General features: G+C 74.2%; 17 protein-coding genes. 6 read left to right on the top strand and 11 right to left on the bottom strand.

Going from position 1 to position 21859, the window contains the following annotated elements; translation table 11 throughout:
* Positions 1–42 precede the first annotated feature (42 nt).
* The 4 genes from ABTW87_RS06005 to mraZ form a co-directional block, all read right to left on the bottom strand.
* A complete protein-coding gene (locus ABTW87_RS06005; protein ID WP_350648941.1) occupies positions 43–2208 on the bottom strand; it encodes a peptidoglycan D,D-transpeptidase FtsI family protein in 2166 nt (721 codons plus the stop codon).
* 3 nt (positions 2209–2211) lie between these two features.
* Positions 2212–2808: a cell division protein FtsL gene (gene ftsL, locus ABTW87_RS06000; protein ID WP_350648939.1), complete on the bottom strand. Its 597-nt coding sequence runs from the start codon at positions 2806–2808 to the stop codon at positions 2212–2214.
* Positions 2798–3901, bottom strand: coding sequence for a 16S rRNA (cytosine(1402)-N(4))-methyltransferase RsmH (gene rsmH / locus ABTW87_RS05995; RefSeq protein ID WP_350648937.1), 1104 nt, complete (start codon positions 3899–3901; stop codon positions 2798–2800). The genes ftsL and rsmH overlap by 11 nt, the downstream gene beginning before the upstream one ends.
* 206 nt (positions 3902–4107) lie before the next feature.
* Positions 4108–4539: a division/cell wall cluster transcriptional repressor MraZ gene (gene mraZ, locus ABTW87_RS05990; RefSeq protein WP_350648935.1), complete on the bottom strand. Its 432-nt coding sequence runs from the start codon at positions 4537–4539 to the stop codon at positions 4108–4110.
* Positions 4540–4897: 358 nt separating this feature from the next.
* On the opposite strand from mraZ, the gene ABTW87_RS05985 reads away from it, so the two are divergent.
* Genes ABTW87_RS05985 through ABTW87_RS05975 form a run of 3 tightly spaced genes read left to right on the top strand, consistent with a single transcriptional unit; the run spans position 4898 to position 7588 of the window.
* Positions 4898–6145, top strand: coding sequence for a MurT ligase domain-containing protein (locus tag ABTW87_RS05985; protein ID WP_350648993.1), 1248 nt, complete (start codon positions 4898–4900; stop codon positions 6143–6145).
* Complete coding sequence (locus ABTW87_RS05980) at positions 6135–6854, top strand: type 1 glutamine amidotransferase (protein ID WP_350648934.1); 720 nt, start codon at positions 6135–6137, stop codon at positions 6852–6854. The genes ABTW87_RS05985 and ABTW87_RS05980 overlap by 11 nt, the downstream gene beginning before the upstream one ends.
* Positions 6851–7588, top strand: a complete 738-nt coding sequence (locus tag ABTW87_RS05975; protein WP_350648933.1) for a TVP38/TMEM64 family protein — start codon at positions 6851–6853, stop codon at positions 7586–7588. The genes ABTW87_RS05980 and ABTW87_RS05975 overlap by 4 nt, the downstream gene beginning before the upstream one ends.
* A 120-nt stretch (positions 7589–7708) precedes the next feature.
* On the opposite strand, the gene leuS is transcribed toward ABTW87_RS05975, so the two are convergent.
* The 7 genes from leuS to mbhE all read right to left on the bottom strand — a co-directional run bounded on the left by leuS (position 7709) and on the right by mbhE (position 16428).
* Positions 7709–10549, bottom strand: coding sequence for a leucine--tRNA ligase (gene leuS / locus ABTW87_RS05970; protein WP_350648931.1), 2841 nt, complete (start codon positions 10547–10549; stop codon positions 7709–7711).
* Between the two features lie 240 nt (positions 10550–10789).
* Positions 10790–11146 (bottom strand): monovalent cation/H(+) antiporter subunit G, encoded by a 357-nt coding sequence (gene mnhG, locus ABTW87_RS05965; RefSeq protein WP_350648929.1) that lies wholly within the window; start codon positions 11144–11146, stop codon positions 10790–10792.
* Positions 11143–11400: an MrpF/PhaF family protein gene (locus tag ABTW87_RS05960; protein ID WP_350648927.1), complete on the bottom strand. Its 258-nt coding sequence runs from the start codon at positions 11398–11400 to the stop codon at positions 11143–11145. The genes mnhG and ABTW87_RS05960 overlap by 4 nt, the downstream gene beginning before the upstream one ends.
* A gap of 3 nt (positions 11401–11403) precedes the next feature.
* On the bottom strand, positions 11404–11799 hold the full coding sequence (locus ABTW87_RS05955) for a Na+/H+ antiporter subunit E (RefSeq protein WP_350648925.1): 396 nt from the start codon (positions 11797–11799) through the stop codon (positions 11404–11406).
* Positions 11796–13265, bottom strand: a complete 1470-nt coding sequence (locus ABTW87_RS05950) for a monovalent cation/H+ antiporter subunit D family protein (protein ID WP_350648923.1) — start codon at positions 13263–13265, stop codon at positions 11796–11798. Before ABTW87_RS05950 ends, ABTW87_RS05955 begins: the two co-directional genes overlap by 4 nt.
* Positions 13262–13579, bottom strand: coding sequence for a sodium:proton antiporter (locus tag ABTW87_RS05945; RefSeq protein ID WP_350648922.1), 318 nt, complete (start codon positions 13577–13579; stop codon positions 13262–13264). The genes ABTW87_RS05950 and ABTW87_RS05945 overlap by 4 nt, the downstream gene beginning before the upstream one ends.
* Positions 13576–16428: a hydrogen gas-evolving membrane-bound hydrogenase subunit E gene (gene mbhE, locus ABTW87_RS05940; RefSeq protein WP_350648921.1), complete on the bottom strand. Its 2853-nt coding sequence runs from the start codon at positions 16426–16428 to the stop codon at positions 13576–13578. Before mbhE ends, ABTW87_RS05945 begins: the two co-directional genes overlap by 4 nt.
* 315 nt (positions 16429–16743) lie before the next feature.
* Between mbhE and ABTW87_RS05935 the strand changes: the two genes are divergently transcribed.
* Genes ABTW87_RS05935 through ABTW87_RS05925 form a run of 3 tightly spaced genes read left to right on the top strand, consistent with a single transcriptional unit; the run spans position 16744 to position 21587 of the window.
* Positions 16744–17799: an AAA family ATPase gene (locus ABTW87_RS05935; RefSeq protein WP_350648920.1), complete on the top strand. Its 1056-nt coding sequence runs from the start codon at positions 16744–16746 to the stop codon at positions 17797–17799.
* Position 17800: 1 nt separating this feature from the next.
* Positions 17801–19099 carry a DUF58 domain-containing protein gene (locus ABTW87_RS05930; protein WP_350648918.1) on the top strand — a complete coding sequence of 433 codons (1299 nt, stop codon included), beginning with the start codon at positions 17801–17803 and terminating at the stop codon, positions 19097–19099.
* Positions 19100–19115: 16 nt separating this feature from the next.
* Entirely contained in the window at positions 19116–21587 is a 2472-nt protein-coding gene (locus ABTW87_RS05925; RefSeq protein WP_350648917.1) for a transglutaminaseTgpA domain-containing protein, read from the top strand.
* The last annotated feature ends 272 nt before the right edge of the window (positions 21588–21859 follow it).

Here is a 21859-nt window from a genome sequence, read left to right as displayed (position 1 = left end):
GTGGTTCGTCCGCACGCACCGATGATGTCCCGTTCCCGCCGGTCAGCGCGGAAAGACCTGGAACTTCGGCGCGGCGGCGGCCGACGGCGGCACCCGGTAGTGGCGCAGCGCGAACTGCATCATGTCCCGGAACGCCGGTGCGGCGATGTCGCCGCCCCCGCCGCCGGGGGTGTGCGCGAACACCGCGATCACGTACCGGGGCTTCTCGGCCGGCGCCATCCCGATGAACGAGGCCACCTCGCCGGGCTGCTTGCGCCCGTCGACCAGCCGCCAGCCGGTGCCGGTCTTGCCGGCCACCCGGTAGCCGGGGACCGCCGCCGCCAGGCCGGTCGCGCCGTCGACGGTGGTCACCGCCTCAAGGATGGTGCGCAGCTCGGCGGCGATGTCCGGGCTGAGCACCTTCCGCGTCTGCGGCGGGTCCGGCTTCGTCCGCTTCCCGTCCGGCCCGATGATCTCCTTGACCAGGCGCGGCTGCACGTACGTGCCGTCGTTGGCGACCGTCGCGTACGCGGCGGCCATCTGCAGCGGGGTGGCGTCGACGCTGTGCCCGATCGGCACCGACCCGTACGACGACCCGCTCCACTCGTCGGCGGGCAGCAGCCGGCCGCTCGCCTCGCCGGGCATCCCGACACCGGTCGGCTCGCCGAGCCCGAACCGCTTCTGGTAGTCGATGAGCCGCTCCTGGCCGAGCTGGTCGGCGATGGTGATGGTGCCGACGTTCGACGAGTACGCCATCATCCCGGGCAGGCTCATCCGCTTCCCGCCCGCCGGATGGGTGTCCGCGAACCAGGTGTCGCCCATCTTGATGCCGTTCGCGATGGGCAGCGTCGTGTCCGGGGTGATCACGCCCTCCTGCAGCGCCGCCCCGAAGGTGATCGCCTTGTGCACCGAGCCCGGGTCGACCACGAAGCCGGTCGCCACGTCCTCCCGCTCGGTCGGCTGGCTGTCCAGCGGATCGGCCGCGTTGTAGGTGGGGTACGAGGCCTGGGCGAGCACCTCGCCGGTGCCCACCTCCAGCACGATCGCGGCGCCGGTCGAGCCCTTGACCTGGCCCATCCGCTCCGCGAGCAGGACCTGCACCTGGTACTGCAGGTCCCGGTCGATGGTGAGCTGCAGGGAGCTGCCCGGCTTGGCCCTGGTGGTCTCGCTGTAGCCGCCGGGGATCGGCGCGGCCAGGTCACCGAGGCCCACCTCGTAGACGCGCTTGCCGTCCTTGCCGGCGAGCAGCTCGTCGTAGCGGGCCTCCAGCCCCTCCAGACCGGTCATGTCCGGGCTGGTGAAGCCGATGAGGTTCGCCGCCAGGTCGTCGCCGGGCACCTCGCGCCGCTCGTCCCGGTTGACGTTGATGCCCGGCAGCTTGAGCGCCATGATCTGCCGCGCCCGGTCCACGTCCACGCCTCGGGCCAGGTACTCGAACTGCGACTCGATGCCGCCCGGCAGCGTGCGCCGCTGCATCTTCTCCGCGAGCTGCGACGCCGGGATGCCGAGCAGCGGGGACAGCGCCCGCGCGGTCACGCCCGGGTCCTTGACCAGGGTCGGGTCGGCGTACACGTACCGCGCCTCGACGCTGTGCGCCAGCGCCGCGCCGTCCCGGTCGTAGATGGCGCCGCGCGGCGCCGGCAGGACCACGGTGCGCAGCCGGTCGGCGAGGCCCGCGTCGGCGTACGCCGGGCTCTCCACGGCCTGCAGCACGACGAGCCGGATGCCGATGACGGCGAACAGCGTCAGCGCGAGGGCGGTGCCGAGCCGCAGCCGGCGGCCGGGGTCGGCCAGCCGGGGCGGCTTCGGTGGCTTGCGCGCCGGCCGCCGGGCCGCCGGTCGGGCCGGTGCGGTGCGCGCCGGGCGGCCGCGCGGCGGCTCGTCGCGCGGCGCGCGCTCGGGCACGGTCCGCACCACGGAGGTGCGGCGCGGCGGCGGCTCCCGCCGGCCGGCCCGCGCGGCCCGGCCGCCGTCCAGCACCTGGAGGGCGGGGCGGAACGGATCGCCGGAGCGGCCGGCGCGCGGCGTCCGACGCTGCTCGCCGCGGGTCGCGCGGGCGTCGCCCAGCCGCTGCTCGCCGAGGGTGCGCCCCCGCGGGGTGTACGCCCGGGCGCCGGAGATGCCGCCGACGCCCGGCTCGGCCGAGCGATCGGCGGCTCCGTCACCGCGGGACGGGCCGCGCCGGGAGCCCGTGGCGTCCCGGCGCGGTTCCTCCGATCTCGGCGGCACGGCCTACCCCCCGGTGCCCTGCTGGCTGGTGACCGACGGCTGCCCGCTCGCGGGCTGCGGCACACCGATGGTCTTGCCGTCCGGAAGCCGGATGTACGCCGGCTCGTCGGCCTCGACCAGGCCGAGCTTGCGCGCGGCGGCGGTCAGGTTGCCCGGCGCCTCCGCCTCGGCGATCTGCCGGTTGAGCTGCTGCTGCTCCAGGTCCAGCTTGGCCTGCTGCTGCTGCAGCTTCTCCAGGCGGAACGCGTTCTCGTTGATCTTCGTGTTGACCGTCAGGATGCCGAGCACCCCGCCGACCACCAGCAGCACGATCAGCGCGGCGAACGGCGCGCGCGGCACCGACACCGGAGCCGGCGGCGCCACCCGCAGCCGCGGCGGGCGCGCCGTGCCGGCGGCGGTCCGCTCGACCGGGCGCAGCGCGGCGGTGCCCTGCGTCGGGAACTCGCGCGCCCCCCGGGCGCGAGTCTCCGCCGGCCGGCCCGCCCGCGGCGTGCCCGTTCCGGTGCGCGTGGCCCGCTCCGCCGCGATCCGGCCCCCCGACCGCGGTGTGCGCTGCCCGCCGCCGGTCACGTCCCGGCGGTCGCGCTTGTCAATCGTCATGTCCCTCCCCCTCTTCGTCCGTCCCTGTCCCGTCCCCCGGAGGCGGCCGTCGCACGGCCGACCCCGTCCCCGGTTGGTGCATCGCCCGGACCCGCCGGCGGTACCGTTCGCGGTCGGTACGCCGGTGCTGCTCCGCGGTCGGGTCGAGCCGCTCGGCGGCCCGCAGCCGCACCGAGGCGGCGCGCGGGTTCGCCGCGACCTCCGCCTCGCTCGGCAGCTCCGCGCCCCGGCTGAGCAGCCGGAACGTCGGACCGGTCCCGGGCAGCTCGACCGGCAGGTCGACCGGGCCCGTGCTGCGGACCCGGTCGGCGAGGGCGACCTTGGTGAGCCGGTCCTCCAGCGAGTGGTAGGACAGGACCACCATCCGGCCCCCCACCGTGAGCCGGTCGAGCGCCGCCGGCAGCGCTGCCTCCAGCGCCACCAGCTCTTTGTTTACCTCTATCCGTAAAGCCTGAAACGTTCTCTTTGCCGGGTGTCCGCCCGTTCGTCGGGCTGGTGCCGGAATGCTCTCCCGGACCAGTTCCGCCAACCGCGCCGACGACGTGATCGGGGCGCGTTCCCGCTCCCGCACGATCGCCGACGCGATCCGCGTCGCGAACTTCTCCTCGCCGTAGACCCGCAGCACGCGGGCCAGGTCCGAATGCGAGTAGGTGTTGACCACCTCCTCGGCGGTCACCCCCCGGGTCTGGTCCATCCGCATGTCCAGCGGCGCGTCCTGCGCGTACGCGAACCCGCGGTCGGGCGCGTCGAGCTGCAACGAGGAGACACCGAGGTCGAACAGGACGCCGTCCACGGCCGGGTACCCGAGCCGGTCGAGCACCTCCGGCAACTCGTCGTAGACCGCGTGCTCCAGGTGGACCCGGTCGGCGAACCGGGCCAGCCGCACGCGCGCGTGCGCCAGGGCCTCGGTGTCCCGGTCGAGCCCCACCAGCACGGTCCCCGGATGCGCCGCCAGCACGGCCTCGGCATGCCCGCCGAGCCCCAGCGTGGCGTCGACGTGGACGGTACGCTCGCCCCGGTCCAGCGCGGGAGCCAGCAGCTCGAGACACCGCTCGAGCAGCACCGGCACGTGCGTGCCGCGTAGCTCCCCCATCTCGACCCCCACTGGTTCACAACCGTCCGTCGTCTCGCGCCTGTCGTCGGACGACGCCGTGCCGTCGTACCGCCAGATCCCCATCCGCTCCCGCCCGCCTTCCGGCCACGGCCCCCCGATCGGATCGTGCGCCTGGCACCGGGGAAGGGATGCCAGGAACTCGAAAGCGGCTGGAGATCTCGCAGTACGCCGGGCGCCGTCACGCCCTACAGACCGCCGGGCAGCACCCCCTCCTCGATGTCGGCGAAGTCGTCTTCGCTCTCCGCGAGGTAGGCCTCCCAGGCCGTGCGGTCCCAGATCTCCACCCGCGTGTGCGCGCCGATCACGACCAGGTCGCGGTCGAGAGCGGCGTACTCCCGCAGGTGGCCCGGGATGGTCACCCGTCCCTGCTTGTCGGGGACCTCGTCGTGCGCGCTGGCGAAGAAGACCCGGCTGTAGGCCCGGGCCGCCTTGTGCGTCATCGGCTGCGCGCGCAACTGCTCCGCGATCCGCTGGAACTCCGGCGTCGGGAAGACGTAGAGGCAGCGCTCCTGCCCTTTGGTGATCACGACACCCCCCGCCAGCTCATCCCGGAACTTCGCCGGAAGGATCAACCGGCCCTTGTCGTCCAGGCGCGGAGTGTGGGTGCCGAGGAACATCGGCCCAACCCCCTCGCCCATCTAGCGGCGTTCGCGGCGCCGCTGACCCCCCGGGCCGGTGGGGCCCTCCCGGCCTCACCATCGCGCCCCACTCTACTCCACTTCCCTCCACCTGCAACCGGAAACGCCCGCGTGGCGCGCCCGATGCTCGGCCAAAACCGCACGTCAAAAGGGGTGGAGCGGAGTGGAGGGCGAAAGCGGCCAACCGGCCACGTCCGCTTTCCGACATAGATCGACTCCGTCCGGCCGAGGCCGGTCCAGCCGGCCGCCGCGCGGTAACCGGCCGAACGGTTCAACGTCGGCAACGATCTGGCGGGCCCGCCGGTGGAGTAACCTCGCTCGCGTGACGGACGCGAAAATGCCCCTGCGGGCGAAGGTGGCCAGCTCCGTGTCGCGGACCGCCGCGGCGCTGTCGCGGGCCGCGGGCCGCGGCGACGGCTCGGTCATCGGCGGCTGGATCGGCCTCAAGATCGATCCGGATCTCCTCGCCCACCTCGCGGCGGGCCGCGCCATCGCCCTGATCTCCGGCACCAACGGCAAGACCACCACCACGCGCCTCGCCACCGCCGCGGTCAGCGTGCTCGGCAAGGTCGCCACCAACTCCTTCGGCGCGAACATGCCCACCGGGCACACCTCGGCGCTGGCCAAGGCCGGCAGCACCCCGTACGCGGTGCTCGAGGTCGACGAGCACTACCTCGCCCAGGTGCTGGACTCCACCGAAGCCCACGTGGTCGCCCTGCTCAACCTCTCCCGCGACCAGCTCGACCGCGCCAAGGAGGTCGCCATGATGGCGCAGCTCTGGCGCGCGGCGCTGGTCCGGCACCCCGAGCTCCGGGTCGTCGCCAACGCCGACGACCCGATGGTGGTCTGGGCCGCCACCCCGCCGCCCAACCACGACCACCGCATCACGCCGCCGCAGGTCACCTGGTTCAGCGCCGGTCAGCGCTGGCACGACGACTCGTGGGTCTGCCCCGAGTGCGGCTCGACGATCGCCCGCGAGGGCGACCAGTGGTGGTGCACCGGCTGCCCGCTGCGCCGGCCGCAGCCGCAGTGGACGGTGGAGGACGACGGCGTGGTCGACCCGACCGGCGCCTGGCACAAGGTCAAGCTCCAGCTCCCCGGCAAGGTCAACCTCGGCAACGCGGCCACCGCCCTCGCCGTCGCGGCCGAATTCGGTGTACGCCCGGTCGACGCGGTGCTCAAGCTCAGCTCGGTCACCTCGGTCGCCGGCCGGTACGCGCAGGTCGAGCGGGACGGGCGGCTGATCCGACTGCTGCTGGCGAAGAACCCGGCGAGCTGGCTGGAGGCGTTCGACATGGCCGACGAGGCGCCGACGCTGCTCTCCATCAACGCCCGCGACCCCGACGGCCTGGACACCTCCTGGCTCTTCGACGTCGACTTCAGCCCGCTGCGCGGCCGCCAGGTGCTCATCACCGGCGACCGGGCGTACGACCTCGCGGTCCGGCTCGACGTCAACGACGTGCCGTTCCAGCACGTCCGCACGTTCGCCGAGGCGATCCGGACGGCCCCGCAGGGCCGGCTGGAGGTCATCGCGAACTACACCGCGTTCCAGGACATCCGAGCGGAGTTGGACCGTGTCCTCTGACAGCCTGCGCATCGTCTGGGTCTATCCCGACCTGCTCTCCACCTACGGCGACCGGGGCAACGCCGTCATTCTGGCCAGCCGGGCCCAGCGCCGCGGCTACCCGGTCGAGGTGCTGGAGATCCGCTCCGACCAGCCGCTGCCCGCGACCGCCGACATCTACCTCATCGGCGGCGGCGAGGACGGCCCGCAGGCGCTCGGCGCGCAGCGGCTGATCGCCGACGGCAGCCTGCACCGGGCGGTCGCGCAGGGGTCGGTCGTGTTCGGCGTCTGCGCCGGCTACCAGTTGCTCGGCACCTCGTTCTTCGCCAAGGGCACCAAGTGCGCCGGCCTGGAGCTGCTCGACCTGTCGTCCGACCGGGGCCCCACCCGCGCCGTCGGCGAGCTGGCCGGCGACATCGACCCGCGTCTCGGCCTGCCGCCGCTGACCGGCTTCGAGAACCACGGCGGGCGCACCCACCTCGGCCCGGACGCGTCCCCCCTGGCCCGGGTCACCGCCGGGGTCGGCAACGACGGCGTCACCGAGGGCGCGTGGCGAGGCAAGCTGCTCGGCACGTACTCGCACGGGCCGGCCCTGGCCCGCAACCCGGCCCTGGCCGACCTGCTGCTGCGCTGGGCGATCGGGGTCAACCAGCTGCCTCCGCTGGACGACACCTGGTCGGACCGGCTCCGCGCCGAGCGCCGCGCCGCGGTGGCCGCCGCCCGGCCGTGACCCCGGCCGGCCGCCGCCCGGCCGACACCCGGGGCGGACGCCGCCGGCAGGTCCTCCGCGCCAGCCGCCGGATCCTCGCCGATCCGGCCGCCGCCCGCTTCGGCGTACTGCTGCTCCTGCTCGCCGGGTTCGGCCTGGCGCTGCTCGTGGTGCCCCACCCGGACCCGGCGCGGCTGCCCGACCTGGCCGACCAGCTCGGCGGGTACGCCCCGGTGGCGGCGATCGTCGGCGGGGCGCTGCTGCTCGTGGCGCTGGTCCCCCGGACCTTCATCACGCTGGCCTCCGGTGCGCTGTTCGGCGCGCTGGAGGGAGCCGCGTACGCCCTCGGCGCGGCGCTGCTGGCCGCGGCCACCGGGTTCGCGGTGGGCAGGCTGCTCGGGCGGGAGTTCGTCGCCGAACGGGTCCGTGGCCGCCTGGCCCGGCTGGACGGCTGGTTCGCCCGGCAGAGCGTGCTCGGCGTGGTCACCGTACGGCTGCTGCCGATCGCCGGGTTCGGGCTGGTCAGTTACGGCTACGGCACCACCGGCGCGCGGGTGCTGCCGTTCCTCGCCGGCAGCCTCATCGCGTCCGCGCCGACCGCCTTCGGGTACGCGGCCGTCGGCGCCGCCGCCACCTCCCCCGACGAGGTCAACTGGTTCGCCGCCGCCCCGGCCGGGCTCGGCCTGATCGCCAGCGCGGTGCTCATCCACCGCTGGTGGCGCGCCGAACGTCTCCGCCGCAACACCCCGACCTGACCCACGCCGGGCCGCCGCCCCGCCGCCCCAAGATCGGCACAACTTCGGGGAAAGTGCCGCCTCCGCGCAACGGGAGGGGACACCTTCCCCGAAGTTGTCGCCCGTCCGGGGCCCCTCCTTCTACATCACCACGGAGACCATCCGACCGGGGACGACGATGACCTTGCGCGGTTCCTTGCCGGCCAGCGACGCGGCGACCGCCTCCAGGGCGGCGCTCCGCACGGCCTCCTCGGCGGCGTCGGCGGGCACCTCGACCCGGCCGCGTACCTTCCCGTTCACCTGCACCGGGTACGTCACCGTGTCGGCCACCAGCAGGGCCGGGTCGGCGACCGGGAAGTCCGCGTACGTCAGCGAGGTCTGGTGGCCCAGCCGGCGCCACAGCTCCTCGGCGACGTGCGGGGCGAACGGCGCCAGCATCAGCACCAGCGGCTCGGCCACCTCGCGGGGCGTCTGCGGCAGCCGGGTCAGCGCGTTGGTCAGCTCGATCAGCTTGGCGATCGCGGTGTTGAACCGGATCCCCTCCATGTCGCCGCGAACGCCGTCGACCACCTTGTGCAGCAGCCGGCGGGTCGCCTCGTCGGCCGGGGTGTCGACCACCCGCAGCGCCCCGGTCTGCTCGTCCACGATCGCCCGCCAGACCCGCTGCAGGAACCGGAACGAGCCGACCACCGCCCGGGTCTCCCACGGGCGGGACACCTCCAGCGGGCCCATCGACATCTCGTACACCCGGAACGTGTCCGCGCCGTACGCGGAGCACATCTCGTCCGGCGTCACCACGTTCTTCAGGGACTTGCCCATCTTGCCGTACTCGCGGTTGACCTGGACGTCGCCCAGGTAGAACCCGCCGTCGCGCTCGACGACCTCCTCCGCCGGCACGTACGCCCCGCGCGCGTCGGTGTACGCGTACGCCTGGATGTAGCCCTGGTTGAACAGCTTCCGGAACGGCTCGTAGCTCGACACGTGGCCCAGGTCGTACAGGACCTTGTGCCAGAACCGGGCGTACAGCAGGTGCAGCACGGCGTGCTCGGCGCCGCCGACGTACAGGTCGGTTCCCCCACAGTCGCCCTCGCCGCGCGGTCCCATCCAGTACCGCTCGTTGTCCGGGTCGACGAACCGGTCCGCGTTGGTCGGGTCCAGGTAGCGCAGCTCGTACCAGCAGGAGCCGGCCCACTGCGGCATCACGTTGGTCTCGCGCGTGTACCGCTTCGGGCCGTCGCCCAAGTCCAGCTCGACCTCTACCCAGTCCCGGCGACGCGACAGCGGCGTCTCCGGGTTCGACGCGGCGTCCTCCGGGTCGAAGGTTCGCGGCGAGAAGTCGTCCACCTCGGGCAGCTCGACCGGCAGCATCTCGTCGGGCAGCGCGATGGCGGCGCCGGTCTCGTCGTACACGATCGGGAACGGCTCGCCCCAGTAGCGCTGCCGGCTGAACAGCCAGTCCCGCAGCCGGTAGGTCACCGCGCCGACGCCGTGCCCGTCGGCCGCCAGCCACTCGATGATCCGCGCCTTGGCCTCGGCGACCCCCAGGCCGTTCAGGTCCAGGCCGCGGTCGGGCGCGGCGCTGTTGATCGCCGGGCCCTCCCCGGTGTACGCCTTGCCGTCGAAGCCCGCCGCCGGCTGCACGGTGCGGACGATCGGCAGGTCGAAGACCTCGGCGAACGCCCAGTCACGCTCGTCCTGACCGGGCACCGCCATGATCGCCCCGGTGCCGTAACCGGCCAGGACGTAGTCGGCGATGAAGATCGGGATCTGCGCGTCGTTCACCGGGTTGGTGGCGTACGCCCCGACGAAGACGCCGGTCTTCTCCTTCGTGTCGGCCTGCCGCTCGACGTCGGTCTTCGCCGCGGCCGCCTTCCGGTAGGCCTCCACCGCGGCCCGGGGGTTGGCGTGCCCGCCGGTCCAGGCGTCCTTCGTCCCCTCCGGCCAGGCCGCCGGCACCAGCGCGTCGACCAGGTCGTGCTCGGGGGCCAGCACCATGTAGGTGGCGCCGAAGACGGTGTCCGGCCGGGTCGTGAACACCCGGATCGGCGCGACGGAGGTTGGGAAGTCGATGTGCGCGCCGGTGGAGCGGCCGATCCAGTTGCGCTGCATCAGCTTGATCGGCTCGGGCCAGTCCAGCGCGTCCAGGTCGTCGAGCAGCCGGTCGCCGTACGCGGTGATCCGCATCATCCACTGCTTCAGGTTGCGCTTGAAGACGGGGAAGTTGCCCCGCTCCGAGCGCCCGTCGGCGGTGACCTCCTCGTTGGCCAGCACGGTGCCCAGGCCGGGGCACCAGTTGACCGGGGCCTCCGAGACGTACGCCAGCCGGTGGTCGTCGACGACCGCCCGGCGCTCGGCCTCGGTCAGCTCGGCCCACGGCCGCCCGTCCGGGGTGCGCCGGGTTCCGCCGGCGAACTCGGCGATCAGCTCGGCGATCGGGCGGGCCCGCTTCGCCTCCGTGTCGTACCAGGCGTTGTAGATCTGCAGGAAGACCCACTGGGTCCAGCGGTAGAAGTCGGTGTCGATTGTGGCGACCGAACGCCGCTCGTCGTGGGCCAGCCCCAGGCGGCGCAGCTGGGCCTTGTACCGGGCGATGTTCGCCTCGGTGGTGGTGCGCGGGTGGGTGCCGGTCTGCACGGCGTACTGCTCGGCGGGCAGCCCGAAGGCGTCGAAACCCATCGCGTGCAGCACGTTGCGCCCGGCCATCCGCTGGTAGCGGGCGAAGCAGTCGGTGCCGATGTAGCCCAGCGGATGGCCGACGTGCAGGCCGGCGCCGGACGGGTACGGGAACATGTCCAGCACGTACAGCTTCTCCGCGCCGGCCCTGGGGTGGCCGGGGTCGGCCAGCGGGCCGGTCGGGTTGGGGGCGTGGAAGGTGCCCTCGCGTTCCCAGATGTCCTGCCAGCGGTGCTCGATCTCGTCGGCCAGGGCGGCGGTGTACCGGTACGGGGGGATGTCGCCGGCCGGTGCGGCTGCCTCAGTCATGGCTCTCCTCGCTTCGCTCGGCGCGGTTGTCTCGTGCGGTCTCGGTCGATGCTCACCGCCCGCCCGCCCGGCAGGGACCGGACCGACGGCGGGCACAAAAAAGCCCCTCGCGCAGGAGGGGGCCGCCGTGCTGTCGCGCTCAGCGCATCAGCACGGCCCGGTAAGAAGCAGGAAGACTCCGGCCATGCCCCGCAGTCTACCGCGCCGGCCCGGCCGGCTGTCGTAGGTCACCCGGAGGCATCAGCCGGCACCGTCCTGCCTCCCGGCGCCGGGGACCCGCCCCCCGAGTTCGTCGTAGCGGGTCGCGTCGGCCAGCGGGCTGCCCGCCCGGTACGCGGCACGCGCCAGGGCGTACCCACCGACCGGCGCGGAGACGAGTTGCAGCCCGGCAGCCACCAGGACCACCACCGCCGTCCGCACGCCGGGCATCAGCAGCAGCACCGCGAACAGGACGCAGACCACCCCCAGGCTGCCGGCCTTGGCCACGGCGTTCATCCGGTTGTAGACGTCCGGCAGCCGGATCAGGCCGAGAGCGCTGACCGCGATCAGCCCGGTCCCCGCCACCAGCAGCACCGAGGCGGCCAGGGCCCGGATCACGACCGCCGCCGGTGCACGAGCCGGGCCAGCGCGACCGTGGCCAGGAAGCTGACCAGCGTGCCGGTGAGGACCAGGTCGATCAGGTCGGGCGAGTCCAGCCGGACGGCCAGCACGGCCACGGCAGCCAGGAACACGAAGAACCCGTAGTCGAGCGCCGCCGCCCGGTCGGCGTCGGTCGGCCCGACGATCACCCGCCCGACGACCGCCATCAGGGACAGGGCGAGCACGACGAGCACCAGGTCGAGCAGGAACACCGGTCACCTCCGTACGTCTGGGCCGGCGGGCGGTGCCACCGCCCCGACCGGCCGGGCGGCGGCCAGCAGCCGCCCCTCCAGTTCCGCCATCGTGTCCCGGAACGCCGAGGCGTCCGAGGCGTACATGCCGTGCACCCACATCACCGGCGGGTCCCGGCGCACCGCGAGGGTGAGAGTCCCCGGGGTCAGCGTCACGCACAGCGTGACCAGGGCGATCTCGGTGTCGGTCCGGGTGCGCAGCGGGACGCGGACGATGGCCGGGTGCAGCCCGGAACCCGGGGTGAGGATCTCCCGGGCCACCACCAGGTTCGCCACCACCAGCCGGCCCGCGAACCAGGTGAGGAACCGCACGATCCGCGCCACCCGCACCACCGCCCGCCACGGCGTCGGGACGCTCATCGTCCGGTCACCGCCCGCACGTACCCGGCGGGTTCGAGCAGGCCCGCCGCCGCCTCGTCCGCCACGTGCAGCAGCGGCCCGCCGAGCGGCCCGAGGAGCAGAGCGCACGCGCTGAGCGCCAGCGGCGGCCCGACCAGTGCGGCTCCGGCACGAGCCCTTCGCCCGGGTACGGCCGGCCGCGGCGGCTCCCCCCAGAACACCGCGCCCCAGATCTTGAGCATGGACAGCAGCGTGACAAGGCTGACCAGGATCGCCACCGTCATCGCCAGCCGGTCACCGACGTCGTCGGCCGCCCGCAGCACCAGGAACTTGGCGAGGAACCCCGCGAACGGCGGGAGGCCGGCCAGTGACAGGGCCGCGGCGCCGAAGGCCAGTGCGAGCAGGGGACGCGCGGCGGCGAGGCCGCCCAGCCGGCTCAGTCGGTCGGTGCCCCGGCTGGCCCGGACGACGGCCGCGCACAGGAACAGGGCGGCCTTCACCAGCACGTACTGAGCGAGGTAGAAGATGGCGGCGGCGAGGCTCGCCGCGGTGAACAGGGCGAGCCCGAGCAGCACGTACCCGATCTGGCTCACCATGTGGAAGGCCAGCACGCGGCGCATCGATCCCGCACCGACCGCGCCGAGCACCCCGACCACCATGGACGCCAGTGCCACCGCCACCAGCAACGGGTGGTACGCCGGGTCGCCTCCGTACAGCACGGCGTAGACCCGGATGACCGCGTACAGCCCGACCTTCGTGAGCAAGCCGGAGAAGAGCGCGACCACCACCGGCGACGCGGTGGGATAGGTCCGCGGCAGCCAGTCGTGCAGGGGGACGAACGCGCACTTGAGCGCCAGGGCCAGCAGTACCACGCCGCCGGCGACGGCCGCGGCCGGGACCTGTCGGCCCGCGCCGGCCAGGTCGGCCAGGCCGACCGTTCCGGTGACCCCGTAGAGCAGGCCCACACCGGTCAACAGGATCGTGGAGCCGAGCAGGTTGGTGGCGACGTAGACGCGTCCCGCCCCGGCTCGGCCCGGCCCGCCGGCCAGGCCCAGCAGGACGTACGAGGGAACGAGCATGACCTCGATCAGCACGAAGAGGTTGAACAGGTCGGTGGTGAGGAAGGCGCCGTAGGCGCCGGCCGACAGCACCAGGGCGAGCGGCAGGAACGCCGGGTCGCGGTCGTCGCCGGTGCCGCCGGCGGCCACCAGGCAGGCCAGCACCACGGCCGCCGTCACCGTCACCAGCAACGCGCTCAGCGGGTCGGCGGCGAGGGTGATCGCGACGACGGCCGGCCAGTCCCCGACCCGCAGCACCGGCACGGCGCCGTCCCGGGTCGTCGCCAGCAGGACGACCCCGACCGCGAGGACCGCCGCCGTGCCGGCGAGCGCCACGCCACGGCGCAGCGCCGGCCGGCGGGGCAAGGCGAGCAGCAGGCCGGCGGCGAGCAGCGGAACCGCCACCGGCAGCACCAGCAGGGTGCTCACGCCTCCTCCTCCTCCGGCTTTCGCTGCCCCCGGCCGCGCCGACGGCGACGCAGCAGGGCGAGCAGGTGGATGGTGATGCCGAAGGTGATCACGATGGCGGTGAGCACGAAGGCCTGGGGCAGCGGATCCACCGTCTCCGGTCCGGCGCCGTCGACGGCCGCCTCGCGCCGGCGCAGGCCACCGGCGGCCAGCAGCACCACGTTGACGGCGTGGCCGAGCAGCACGAACCCCAGCACGAGCCGCAACTGCCCCGGCCGGAGCAGCAGGAACACGCCGGCCGCCACAAGCACGCCGACGATCAGCGGCGCGCTCACCGCACGCCCTCCGGAACCGGGCCGGGGACGCGCCCGGACGGCGCCGTGTCCAGCCGGCGTACCGCCGCCACGATCAGGGCGAGCACCATGAGGTACACCCCGAGGTCGAACACCAGCGACGACGTGACCGACCCGGGCAGCGGGCCGGGCGCCTCGACCTTGATCGGCGTCAGGAAGGCCCGGCCGGCGGCCATCGGGGCCAGGCCGACGGCGAGGGCCAGGAGCAGGCCGGTCGTCAGCAGCGGCACCGCCCGGAGCCGGCCGAGCAACGGCGCCCCGCCGGGGTGGGCGAGCTGGCCGAGACCGACGGCGGTGCCGGCGAGCAACGCTCCGATGAAGCCGCCGCCGGTTTCCTGGTGTCCCCGCAGGAACAGCACCGCGGACGCGCCGAGCATCACCGGGGCGAGGGCGCGGTAGGCGAGCGCCAGCACCGGGTCCGGTCGGTGCCGCTCCCCGCTCGTCGGCTCCGCGCCCGCACGGCCGGCGGCCGGCTGGTCGGGTCCGGGCGGTGGCGCGGCGGTGCCGGGCTCCGGGACCGCCGTCGGGCCGGCGGCACCGCCCGCCGGTGGCCGTGCGGGACCCCGGAGGAGCGCGACCAGCCCGACGGCGACGACGGCGAGCACGACCGCCTCGCCGAGCGTGTCCAGGGCCCGGAAGTCGACAAGGATGGTGTTGACGACGTTGTCCCCGCCGGTCGCCGGCTCCGCCTCCCGCAGGTACCACCGGCTCGCCGGGGACGGCTCCCGGCGACCGGTCAGTGCCGCCGTGCCCGCCGCCGCGGCGGCACCGACGAGCAGCGCCAACAGGGCGCCTCCGGCGACCCCCGGAGGGCGCCCCGGTGCGGCCAGCCGGCCGGGCCGTCCCCGCAGGGCGAGCATGACCACCACGGCCGTGAGCACCTCGACAAGCATCAGGGTGAGCGCCACGTCGGGCGCCCCGGCGGTGAGGAACCAGGCCGACAGGAGCAGCCCGACCACGCCGGTCAACGCGACCGCGGCCAGCGCGGACCGGGTGGTGAGGAGCCCCGCGACGGTGACCGCCAGCAGCGCGAGCACGAGCCAGTCCCCGGGCCGCGACGGGTCACCCCGCGGGGCGGGCAGCGGGCCGGCGAGCATCGCGGCGACCGCGGCGAGCAGCACCACGGCGAGCAGCGGCCGGGCCAGGTACGGTCCCGGCTCGGCCGCCCGGGCGGGGCGCGCGACCAGCGCACCGAACCGCACCAGGGCCTGCCGGCCCCGCTCGACCGCCCCGGCGAACGGCGGTGCCGTCGGCAGGGCGGCGAACAGCCGGTCGGTGCGCCGCCGGTACCCGGCCAGCAGCGTGCCGAGCACGACGGTCAGCGCGGACAGGCCGAGCGCCACGGTGAAGCCGTGCCAGAAGGCCAGGTAGGGCGCCTGCCCCTGGGGTCGGGCGTCGCTGGCGGCCCGCTCGACGAGCGGGCTCAGGACGGCCACGGCCGGACCGAGGACCGTCGCCGTGACGGCGGCGAACGCGGCGGGGGCGAGAAACGACCAGGCGGGCTCGTGCAGCCCGCGCTGCCGGATCGGGCCGGCGAGGAGGCCGTACACCAGCCGCGCCGCGTAGGCGAAGGTGAGCACCGACGCGAGCACCCCCAGGCCGGCCGCGGTCCAGCCCAGCCAGGCCACGCCGTGCACGTCGGTGAGCGCCTCGAAGATGGCCTCCTTCCCGACGAACCCGATCGTCGGCGGCAGCCCGGCCATCGACATGGCGGCCAGGGCGGTCAGCGCGACCGTCACCGGCATCACGCGTCGCAGCCCGGACAGCTCCCGCAGGTCCCGGCTGCCGGCCTGGTGGTCGATGATCCCCACCAGCATGAAGAGCGTGGCCTTGAACAGGGCGTGGGCGATCGTGTAGAGGATCGCCGCCGCGTCCGAGGCGGGCGTGCCCACCCCGATCACCCCGACCAGCAGGCCGAGCTGGCTCACCGTCGAGTACGCCAGCAGCGCCTTCAGGTCGTGCTGGCGCAGGGCCAGCAGCGCGCCGACGATCGCGGTGAGCAGCCCGACGCCGATGAGCGTGACGTCCCACGCCCAACGGCCGCCGAACAGGGCCGAGAAGCGCATCAGCAGGTAGATGCCCGCCTTGACCATCGTGGCGGCGTGCAGGTAGGCGCTGACCGGGGTGATCGCCACCATCGCCCCGGGCAACCAGAAGTGGAAGGGCACCTGCGCCGATTTGGTGAACGCGGCGAGGAGCACCAGGGCGCCGGCCGCCACGGTCGGAGCGGTGGCCAGGAGGCCGGGCTCCGCCAGGATCCGGTCGAGGTCGGTCGTGCCCAGGCTGCCGGCGAGGACGACCACCGCCGCGAGCAACGCGAGCCCACCGGCCGACGTCACCAGCAGCGCGCGGGTCGCCGGCCCGCGGGCCGCCGACCGTCCGTCCTGCCCGATCAGGACGAACGACAGGACACTCGTCAGCTCCCAGAAGACGAACAGCACCAGCAGGTCGTCGGCGAGCACCAGGCCCAGCATCGCCCCGGCGAACAGGGTCATCGTGACGTACACGTCGGTGTGCCGGCCCCGCGCGCTCAGGTAGCGCGGGCAGTACGCCATGATGAACGCCCCCACACCCAGCGCGAGCAGGGCGAACACCAGGCTGAGAGCGTCCATCCGCAACCCGGCGGCCACCCCCACCGACGGCAGCCACGGCCAGGAGACGGTGACGGCGCGGTCGTCGAGGATCACTGGGAGCCGGGTGAGGAGCAGCCCGGCGCCGATCAGGTAACCGATGGCCAGCAGGTAGCCGGCGTCGCGTCCGAGCCACCGGGTCAGCGCCGGCACGACACCGGCCAGCAGGAGCTGCCAGGCGAGGACGGCCGCGAGGATCATGCCAGCGGGCGCAGTACGACCGGGGAGAGCGCGAGCAGCCAGTGACCGAGGTCGACCGGCAGCGTCGTTTCCTCCATGATCGTCCCCTTCTGGTCGGCAGCGACTACCCACCGTCGCCGTCTTCACACCCCCAGCCGGGCGAATATTCGGGGCGTAACCGGCGGTCTACCTGCGGGGGTCGGCGACAGCGAGAAACATGGTTAGCCTGAGAGACCAGTGAGATTTTTGCGGCAGACGTGGCACGCTCGCGCGAACCCAACGGCGGGTCCAGGTGCTCTATACAGAGCTGCCGTCCAGGCGACGAGGAGGAGGCCCGTGACACAACAGACCTGGGACGAGGTGGGCGGTCTGCTGCCGCACGACGAGTTCCGCGCCGCCAGTGACGCCATCGTGGCGAACATCGAACAGGTCATCGAGGGCAAGACCGCCACCGTCCGGCTCGCCCTGGCCGTGCTCCTCGCCGAGGGCCACCTGCTCATCGAGGACGTGCCCGGGGTCGGCAAGACCAAGCTGGCCAAGGCGCTCGCCCGCTCGATCGACTGTTCGGTACGCCGGATCCAGTTCACCCCCGACCTGCTGCCGAGCGACGTGACCGGCGTGAGCGTCTACAACCAGGAGACGCACGACTTCGAGTTCCGCCCCGGTGCCGTCTTCGCCAACCTCGTGGTCGGCGACGAGATCAACCGGGCCTCGCCGAAGACCCAGTCGGCGCTGCTGGAGTGCATGGAGGAGCGGCAGGTCACCGTCGACGGCGTGACCTACCAGCTGCAGACGCCGTTCATGGTGATCGCCACGCAGAACCCGATCGAGATGGAGGGCACCTACCCGCTGCCCGAGGCCCAGCGCGACCGGTTCACCGCCCGGATCGCGATGGGGTACCCGGACGCCGGCGCGGAGCTGGCGATGCTCGACGGGCACGGCGCGACCGACCCGCTGCAGGAGCTGCGGCCGGTCTCCGACGCCAACACGGTGCGCCGGCTCATCGGGCACGTCCGGCAGGTGCACGTCGCCGACGCCGTGAAGCAGTACGCGGTGGACCTGGTCACCGCGAGCCGGGAGGCGCCGGACCTGCGCCTCGGCGCGTCCCCCCGGGCCACGCTCCAGCTGCTGCGCACCGCCCGCGCGGTCGCCGCGCTCGAGGGGCGCGACTACGTGCTCCCCGACGACCTGCAGGTGCTGGCCGTGCCGGTGCTGGCGCACCGGATCATCCCGACCGCCGACGCGCAGCTGGCCCGGCGCACCACCGACGCGATCGTCTCCGACCTCGTGCACCGGCTGCCGCTGCCGCACGAGCGTCGCCGCTCGCCGTACGACACCCGGCCGCCGGTCACCGGCAACGGCCGCGCCCCGTACGAGCCGCGGAGGCCCTGACGTGCGCGAGGGGCTGCGGGGGCTGACCACCCGAGGGCGGTCGTTCCTCGCCGCGGCGGTCGCCGCGGCGATCTCGGCGACGATCCTCGGCGAGAAGGACCTGCTCCGGGTGGCCGTGCTGCTCGCCGTCCTGCCGCTGCTGGCGGCGCTCTACGTCGGCCGCAGCCGCTACAAGCTGGCCTGTCACCGCTCGCTGGACCCGCACCGGGTGCCGGTCGGGGCCAGCTCCCGGGTGGTGCTGCGACTGCAGAACCTGTCCCGGCTGCCAACCGGCACGCTCCTGCTCGAGGATCGGCTGCCGTACGCGCTGGGCAGCCGGCCCCGGGTGGTGCTGGACCGGCTCGGCGCGCACCAGGCCAGCTCGGTGGCGTACACGGTGCGGGCCGACGTGCGCGGCCGGTATGAGGTCGGCCCGCTGGTGGTCCGCATGACCGACCCGTTCGGTCTGTGCGAGCTCACCCGGGCCTTCCCCAGCACCGACCGGCTCACGGTGATCCCGCAGGTCACGCCTCTGCCCATGGTCCGGCTCCCCGGCGAGTACGCGGGCAGCGGCGACAGCCGCGCCCGGTCGGTGGCGGTGCACGGCGAGGACGACGCGGCGACCCGCGAGTACCGGATGGGCGACGACCTGCGTCGGGTGCACTGGAAGTCGACTGCGCGCACCGGCGAGCTGATGGTGCGCCGCGAGGAGCAGCCCTGGGAGAGCCGGGCCACCGTCCTGCTCGACACCCGGGCGTACGGGCACCGCGGCGACGGCCCCACGGCCAGCTTCGAGTGGGCCGTCTCGGCCGCCGCGAGCATCGCCGTGCACCTGCGGCAGGGCGGCTACAAGCTGCGGCTGGTCACCGGCTCCGGCGCGGACGTCGACGCGACCGAGGTGGCCGGCGACGGGCTGCTCCTCGACCACCTGGCCGAGGTCCGGCTCGACCAGCGCGTCGAGATCACCACACTGGTGCAGGGGGTCCGGCAGCGCTCCGACGGTGGTCTGATCATCGGCCTGTTCGGGTCGCTCAGCACCGCCGAGGCCGAGCTGCTCGCCGCGCTCCGCGGCAACGGAGCCACCTGCGTGGCGTTCCTGCTGGACAGCTCCACCTGGCTCACCCTCCCGGCCAAGGCCCGGACCGAGGCCGACCACGCGCACGCCACCGCCGCCCTCGCCCTGCTGCAGAGCGGCTGGCGGGTGATCGGCGTCGACCACGGCGCCCGGCTGCCGGCGCTGTGGCCGCAGGCCGCGCGGGGCTCGCAGGGCTTCGCGCTGCGGGCCGCGCTTGCCGAGACCGTGGCCGGCGGCATGCGATGAACGGAAGGCTCCCCTCATGATCGCCCACCGGAACCTGGGCCTGGTCGCGGCAGCCGCGACGCTGCTGGCCGCGGCGCCGCTGTCGGCCATCTTCGACCGCTGGACGTGGCTGATCCAGTCGACAATCGCGGTCGCGGTGGTCGCGGCGGTGGCCGCGCTGACCCGGCTGGGGCGGGTGCCGCTGTGGGGGCAGGTGCTCGCCATGCTGGGCGGCCTGACGCTCGCCCTGGCGTGGCTGTTCCCGTCCGGCTCCGAACTCTTCGGCGTGGTGCCCACCCCGGGGACGTTCGGGCACTTCGGCGCCCTGGCCGAGGCGTCGATGGACGACATGCGCTCCTACGGCGTCAAGGTGCCGGACACCGACCCGCTGCTGTTCATCAGCGTGCTGGGCGTCGGCGGCGTGGCCGTCATGGTCGACCTGGTGGCCGTCGGGCTGCGCCGGCCCGCGTTGGCCGGCCTGCCGATGCTTGCCGTCTACTCGGTTCCGGTGGCCGTCTACGTGGACAGCGTCCCGCCGGTGCCGTTCGTCATCGGCGCGGCCGGCTACCTGTGGCTCCTCGTCAGCGACAACGTGGACCGGGTCCGCCGGTTCGGCCGGCGGTTCACCGGCGACGGCCGCGGCGTGGACGTCTGGGAGGCCTCTCCACTGGCGTCCGCCGGTCGCCGGCTCGCGGCGTTGGGCGTGGCGGTCGCCGTCATGCTGCCGCTGGCCGTGCCCGGGATGACCGGCGGCCTGCTCGACAGCCTCGGCTCGGGTACCGGCGACGGCACCGGCGGGCCCGGGCGGGGCGGGGCACCCGGCCGCATCGACCTGTTCGCCGCGCTCCGGGGCGAGCTGAACCAGAGCGAGGTCACCGACCTGGTCAAGGTGACCACCAACGAGCCGAGCCCGTTCTACCTGCGCTTCGGTGTCGCCGACCAGCTGCGGTCCGACGGTTTCCACGAACGCCCGCCGACCGGGCGTCCGATCAGCCGCCAGTTCGGCCCGTCCGAGCCCGACCGGGCCGGGATCGACCGCAACCGGTACCGGGCCTCGGTCGAGGTGACGAAGAACCTCCAGATGCCGTTCCTGCCGGTGTACTCCGAGCCGACGCAGATCGACGGCCTGAACGGCAACTGGTACTACGACACGAGCCTGCAGGTCGTCTTCTCCAACCGGGACAACTCGCCGGGCAAGCGCTACGAGTTCGACTACGTGCGATCGACGTACACCCCGGCCGCCCTGCGCCGGGCGCGGCCTCTGCCGGCCGACCACTCACTGCGGCGCCAGATGATCACGCCGCAGGTGCCGGAGGTGGAGAAGCTGGTCGGCACCCTCATCGAGGGCAAGCGCACCGAATACGACAAGGTGCGCGCGATCTACGACTACTTCTCCTCGGACAACGGCTTCACCTACGCCCTCAGCACCGAGGGCGGCACCAGCGGTCAGGACATCGTCGACTTCCTCAACAACAAGGTCGGCTTCTGCCAGCAGTACGCCGCGGCGATGGCGTGGCTGGTCCGCGCGGCCGGCGTCCCGGCACGGGTGGCGTTCGGCTTCACCAACGGCACGAACACCGGCGACGGCACGTACACCCTGACCAACCGCAACCTGCACGCCTGGACCGAGGTCTACTTCGACGGGTTCGGGTGGGTGCCGTTCGACGCCACACCCATGTACGGGGTGCAGGGCGGCGCCCGGTCGGCCTGGGCCCCGGACGTGGACGCCCCGGAGGAGTCGAGCCCACAGCCGGGCGCGACCACCGGACCGGACGAGCCGGAGTCCACATCCGGCCCGGACCGGCGGGAAGAGGGCGAGGAAGGGGCCGCCTCCGGGCTGCCGGACGACGGCGGCGCGTCCAGCCGCCCGGTGCCGGTGTGGCTCTGGTGGGTGGCGGGCGCGGTCGCCCTGCTCGTGCTGCTCGCGGTCCCGGCGCTGCGGCGGCTCGCCCTGCGCCGGCGGCGCAGCGGCGGGCGGGCGCCGGCGCCGGTGCCCGCGGAGGCGGTGGCGGCGGACGCCGGCGGGGCCCCCGCCGACGGGCAGCGCATGGTCGTGCTGGCCGACGCCGACCGGGCGCGCGCCGACGCGCACGCCGCCTGGGACGAACTGCTCGACACGCTTGTGGACTTCCGGGTCCGGATCGACCGGACGGAGACGCCGCGGGCCACCGCCGACCGGCTCGCCCGGGAGACGCTGCGGGAGGACACCGAGGCGATGTCCGCGGTCCAGCTGCTGGGCCGGGCCGAGGAGCGCGCCCGGTACGCCCGCGATCCGCTCACCGGCGAGCCGCTGCTGCCGGCCCTGCGCCGGGTCCGCGTCGCGCTCGCGGCGGGGGCCGACCGCCGGACCCGCCTGTTCGCGACGGCGCTGCCCCCGTCGGTGCTGCTGCGCTGGCGGGTCGGCGCGGTCGACGTATCGGCCCGGCTGGTGTCGGGCTACGGGCGGATCCGGTACGCGGCGGCGCGCTGGAGCCCGCGCCGCCTGCTCGCCAACCGACTGGCCCGCTGACCCCGACCCGGCGGGGCCGGCGACCGCCTCCGTTCACCAGGATCGCGCTGCAACGCAGATGTAGTGGCCTCGCCGACACGCGGAGGCCACTACATCTGCGTTCGAGCAGGATCTTGCCGGGCGACGGGCGTCGGGCGTCGGGCGGAGGGCGGAGACGGCCGGGGGGAGGTGAGGCTTGTCGCGGTGCGATGGGTGGCGGGCCGGGGCGCGCGGGAGCACGGATCGTCGCCGGGGTCGCGGCGACGCGGCTCGCCCGTCGACGGCGGGCCGGG

The organism is Micromonospora sp. NPDC126480, assembly GCF_040302465.1.
Taxonomy (GTDB): Bacteria; Actinomycetota; Actinomycetes; order Mycobacteriales; family Micromonosporaceae; genus Micromonospora.
The sequence above is the reverse complement of the archived record's forward strand: the minus strand, read 5'-3'. Positions and strand labels throughout refer to the sequence as shown.

Excerpts from the sequence above, each read along its gene's own strand:
- mbhE (WP_350648921.1), bottom strand. The coding sequence starts at position 16,428 with ATGATCCTCGCGGCCGTCCTCGCCTGGCAGCTCCTGCTGGCCGGTGTC.
- ABTW87_RS05955 (WP_350648925.1), bottom strand. The coding sequence starts at position 11,799 with ATGAGCGTCCCGACGCCGTGGCGGGCGGTGGTGCGGGTGGCGCGGATC.
- ftsL (WP_350648939.1), bottom strand. The coding sequence starts at position 2,808 with ATGACGATTGACAAGCGCGACCGCCGGGACGTGACCGGCGGCGGGCAG.
- ABTW87_RS05925 (WP_350648917.1), top strand. The coding sequence starts at position 19,116 with ATGATCGCCCACCGGAACCTGGGCCTGGTCGCGGCAGCCGCGACGCTG.
- rsmH (WP_350648937.1), bottom strand. The coding sequence starts at position 3,901 with ATGGGGGAGCTACGCGGCACGCACGTGCCGGTGCTGCTCGAGCGGTGT.
- ABTW87_RS05985 (WP_350648993.1), top strand. The coding sequence starts at position 4,898 with ATGCCCCTGCGGGCGAAGGTGGCCAGCTCCGTGTCGCGGACCGCCGCG.
- leuS (WP_350648931.1), bottom strand. The coding sequence starts at position 10,549 with ATGACTGAGGCAGCCGCACCGGCCGGCGACATCCCCCCGTACCGGTAC.
- mraZ (WP_350648935.1), bottom strand. The coding sequence starts at position 4,539 with ATGTTCCTCGGCACCCACACTCCGCGCCTGGACGACAAGGGCCGGTTG.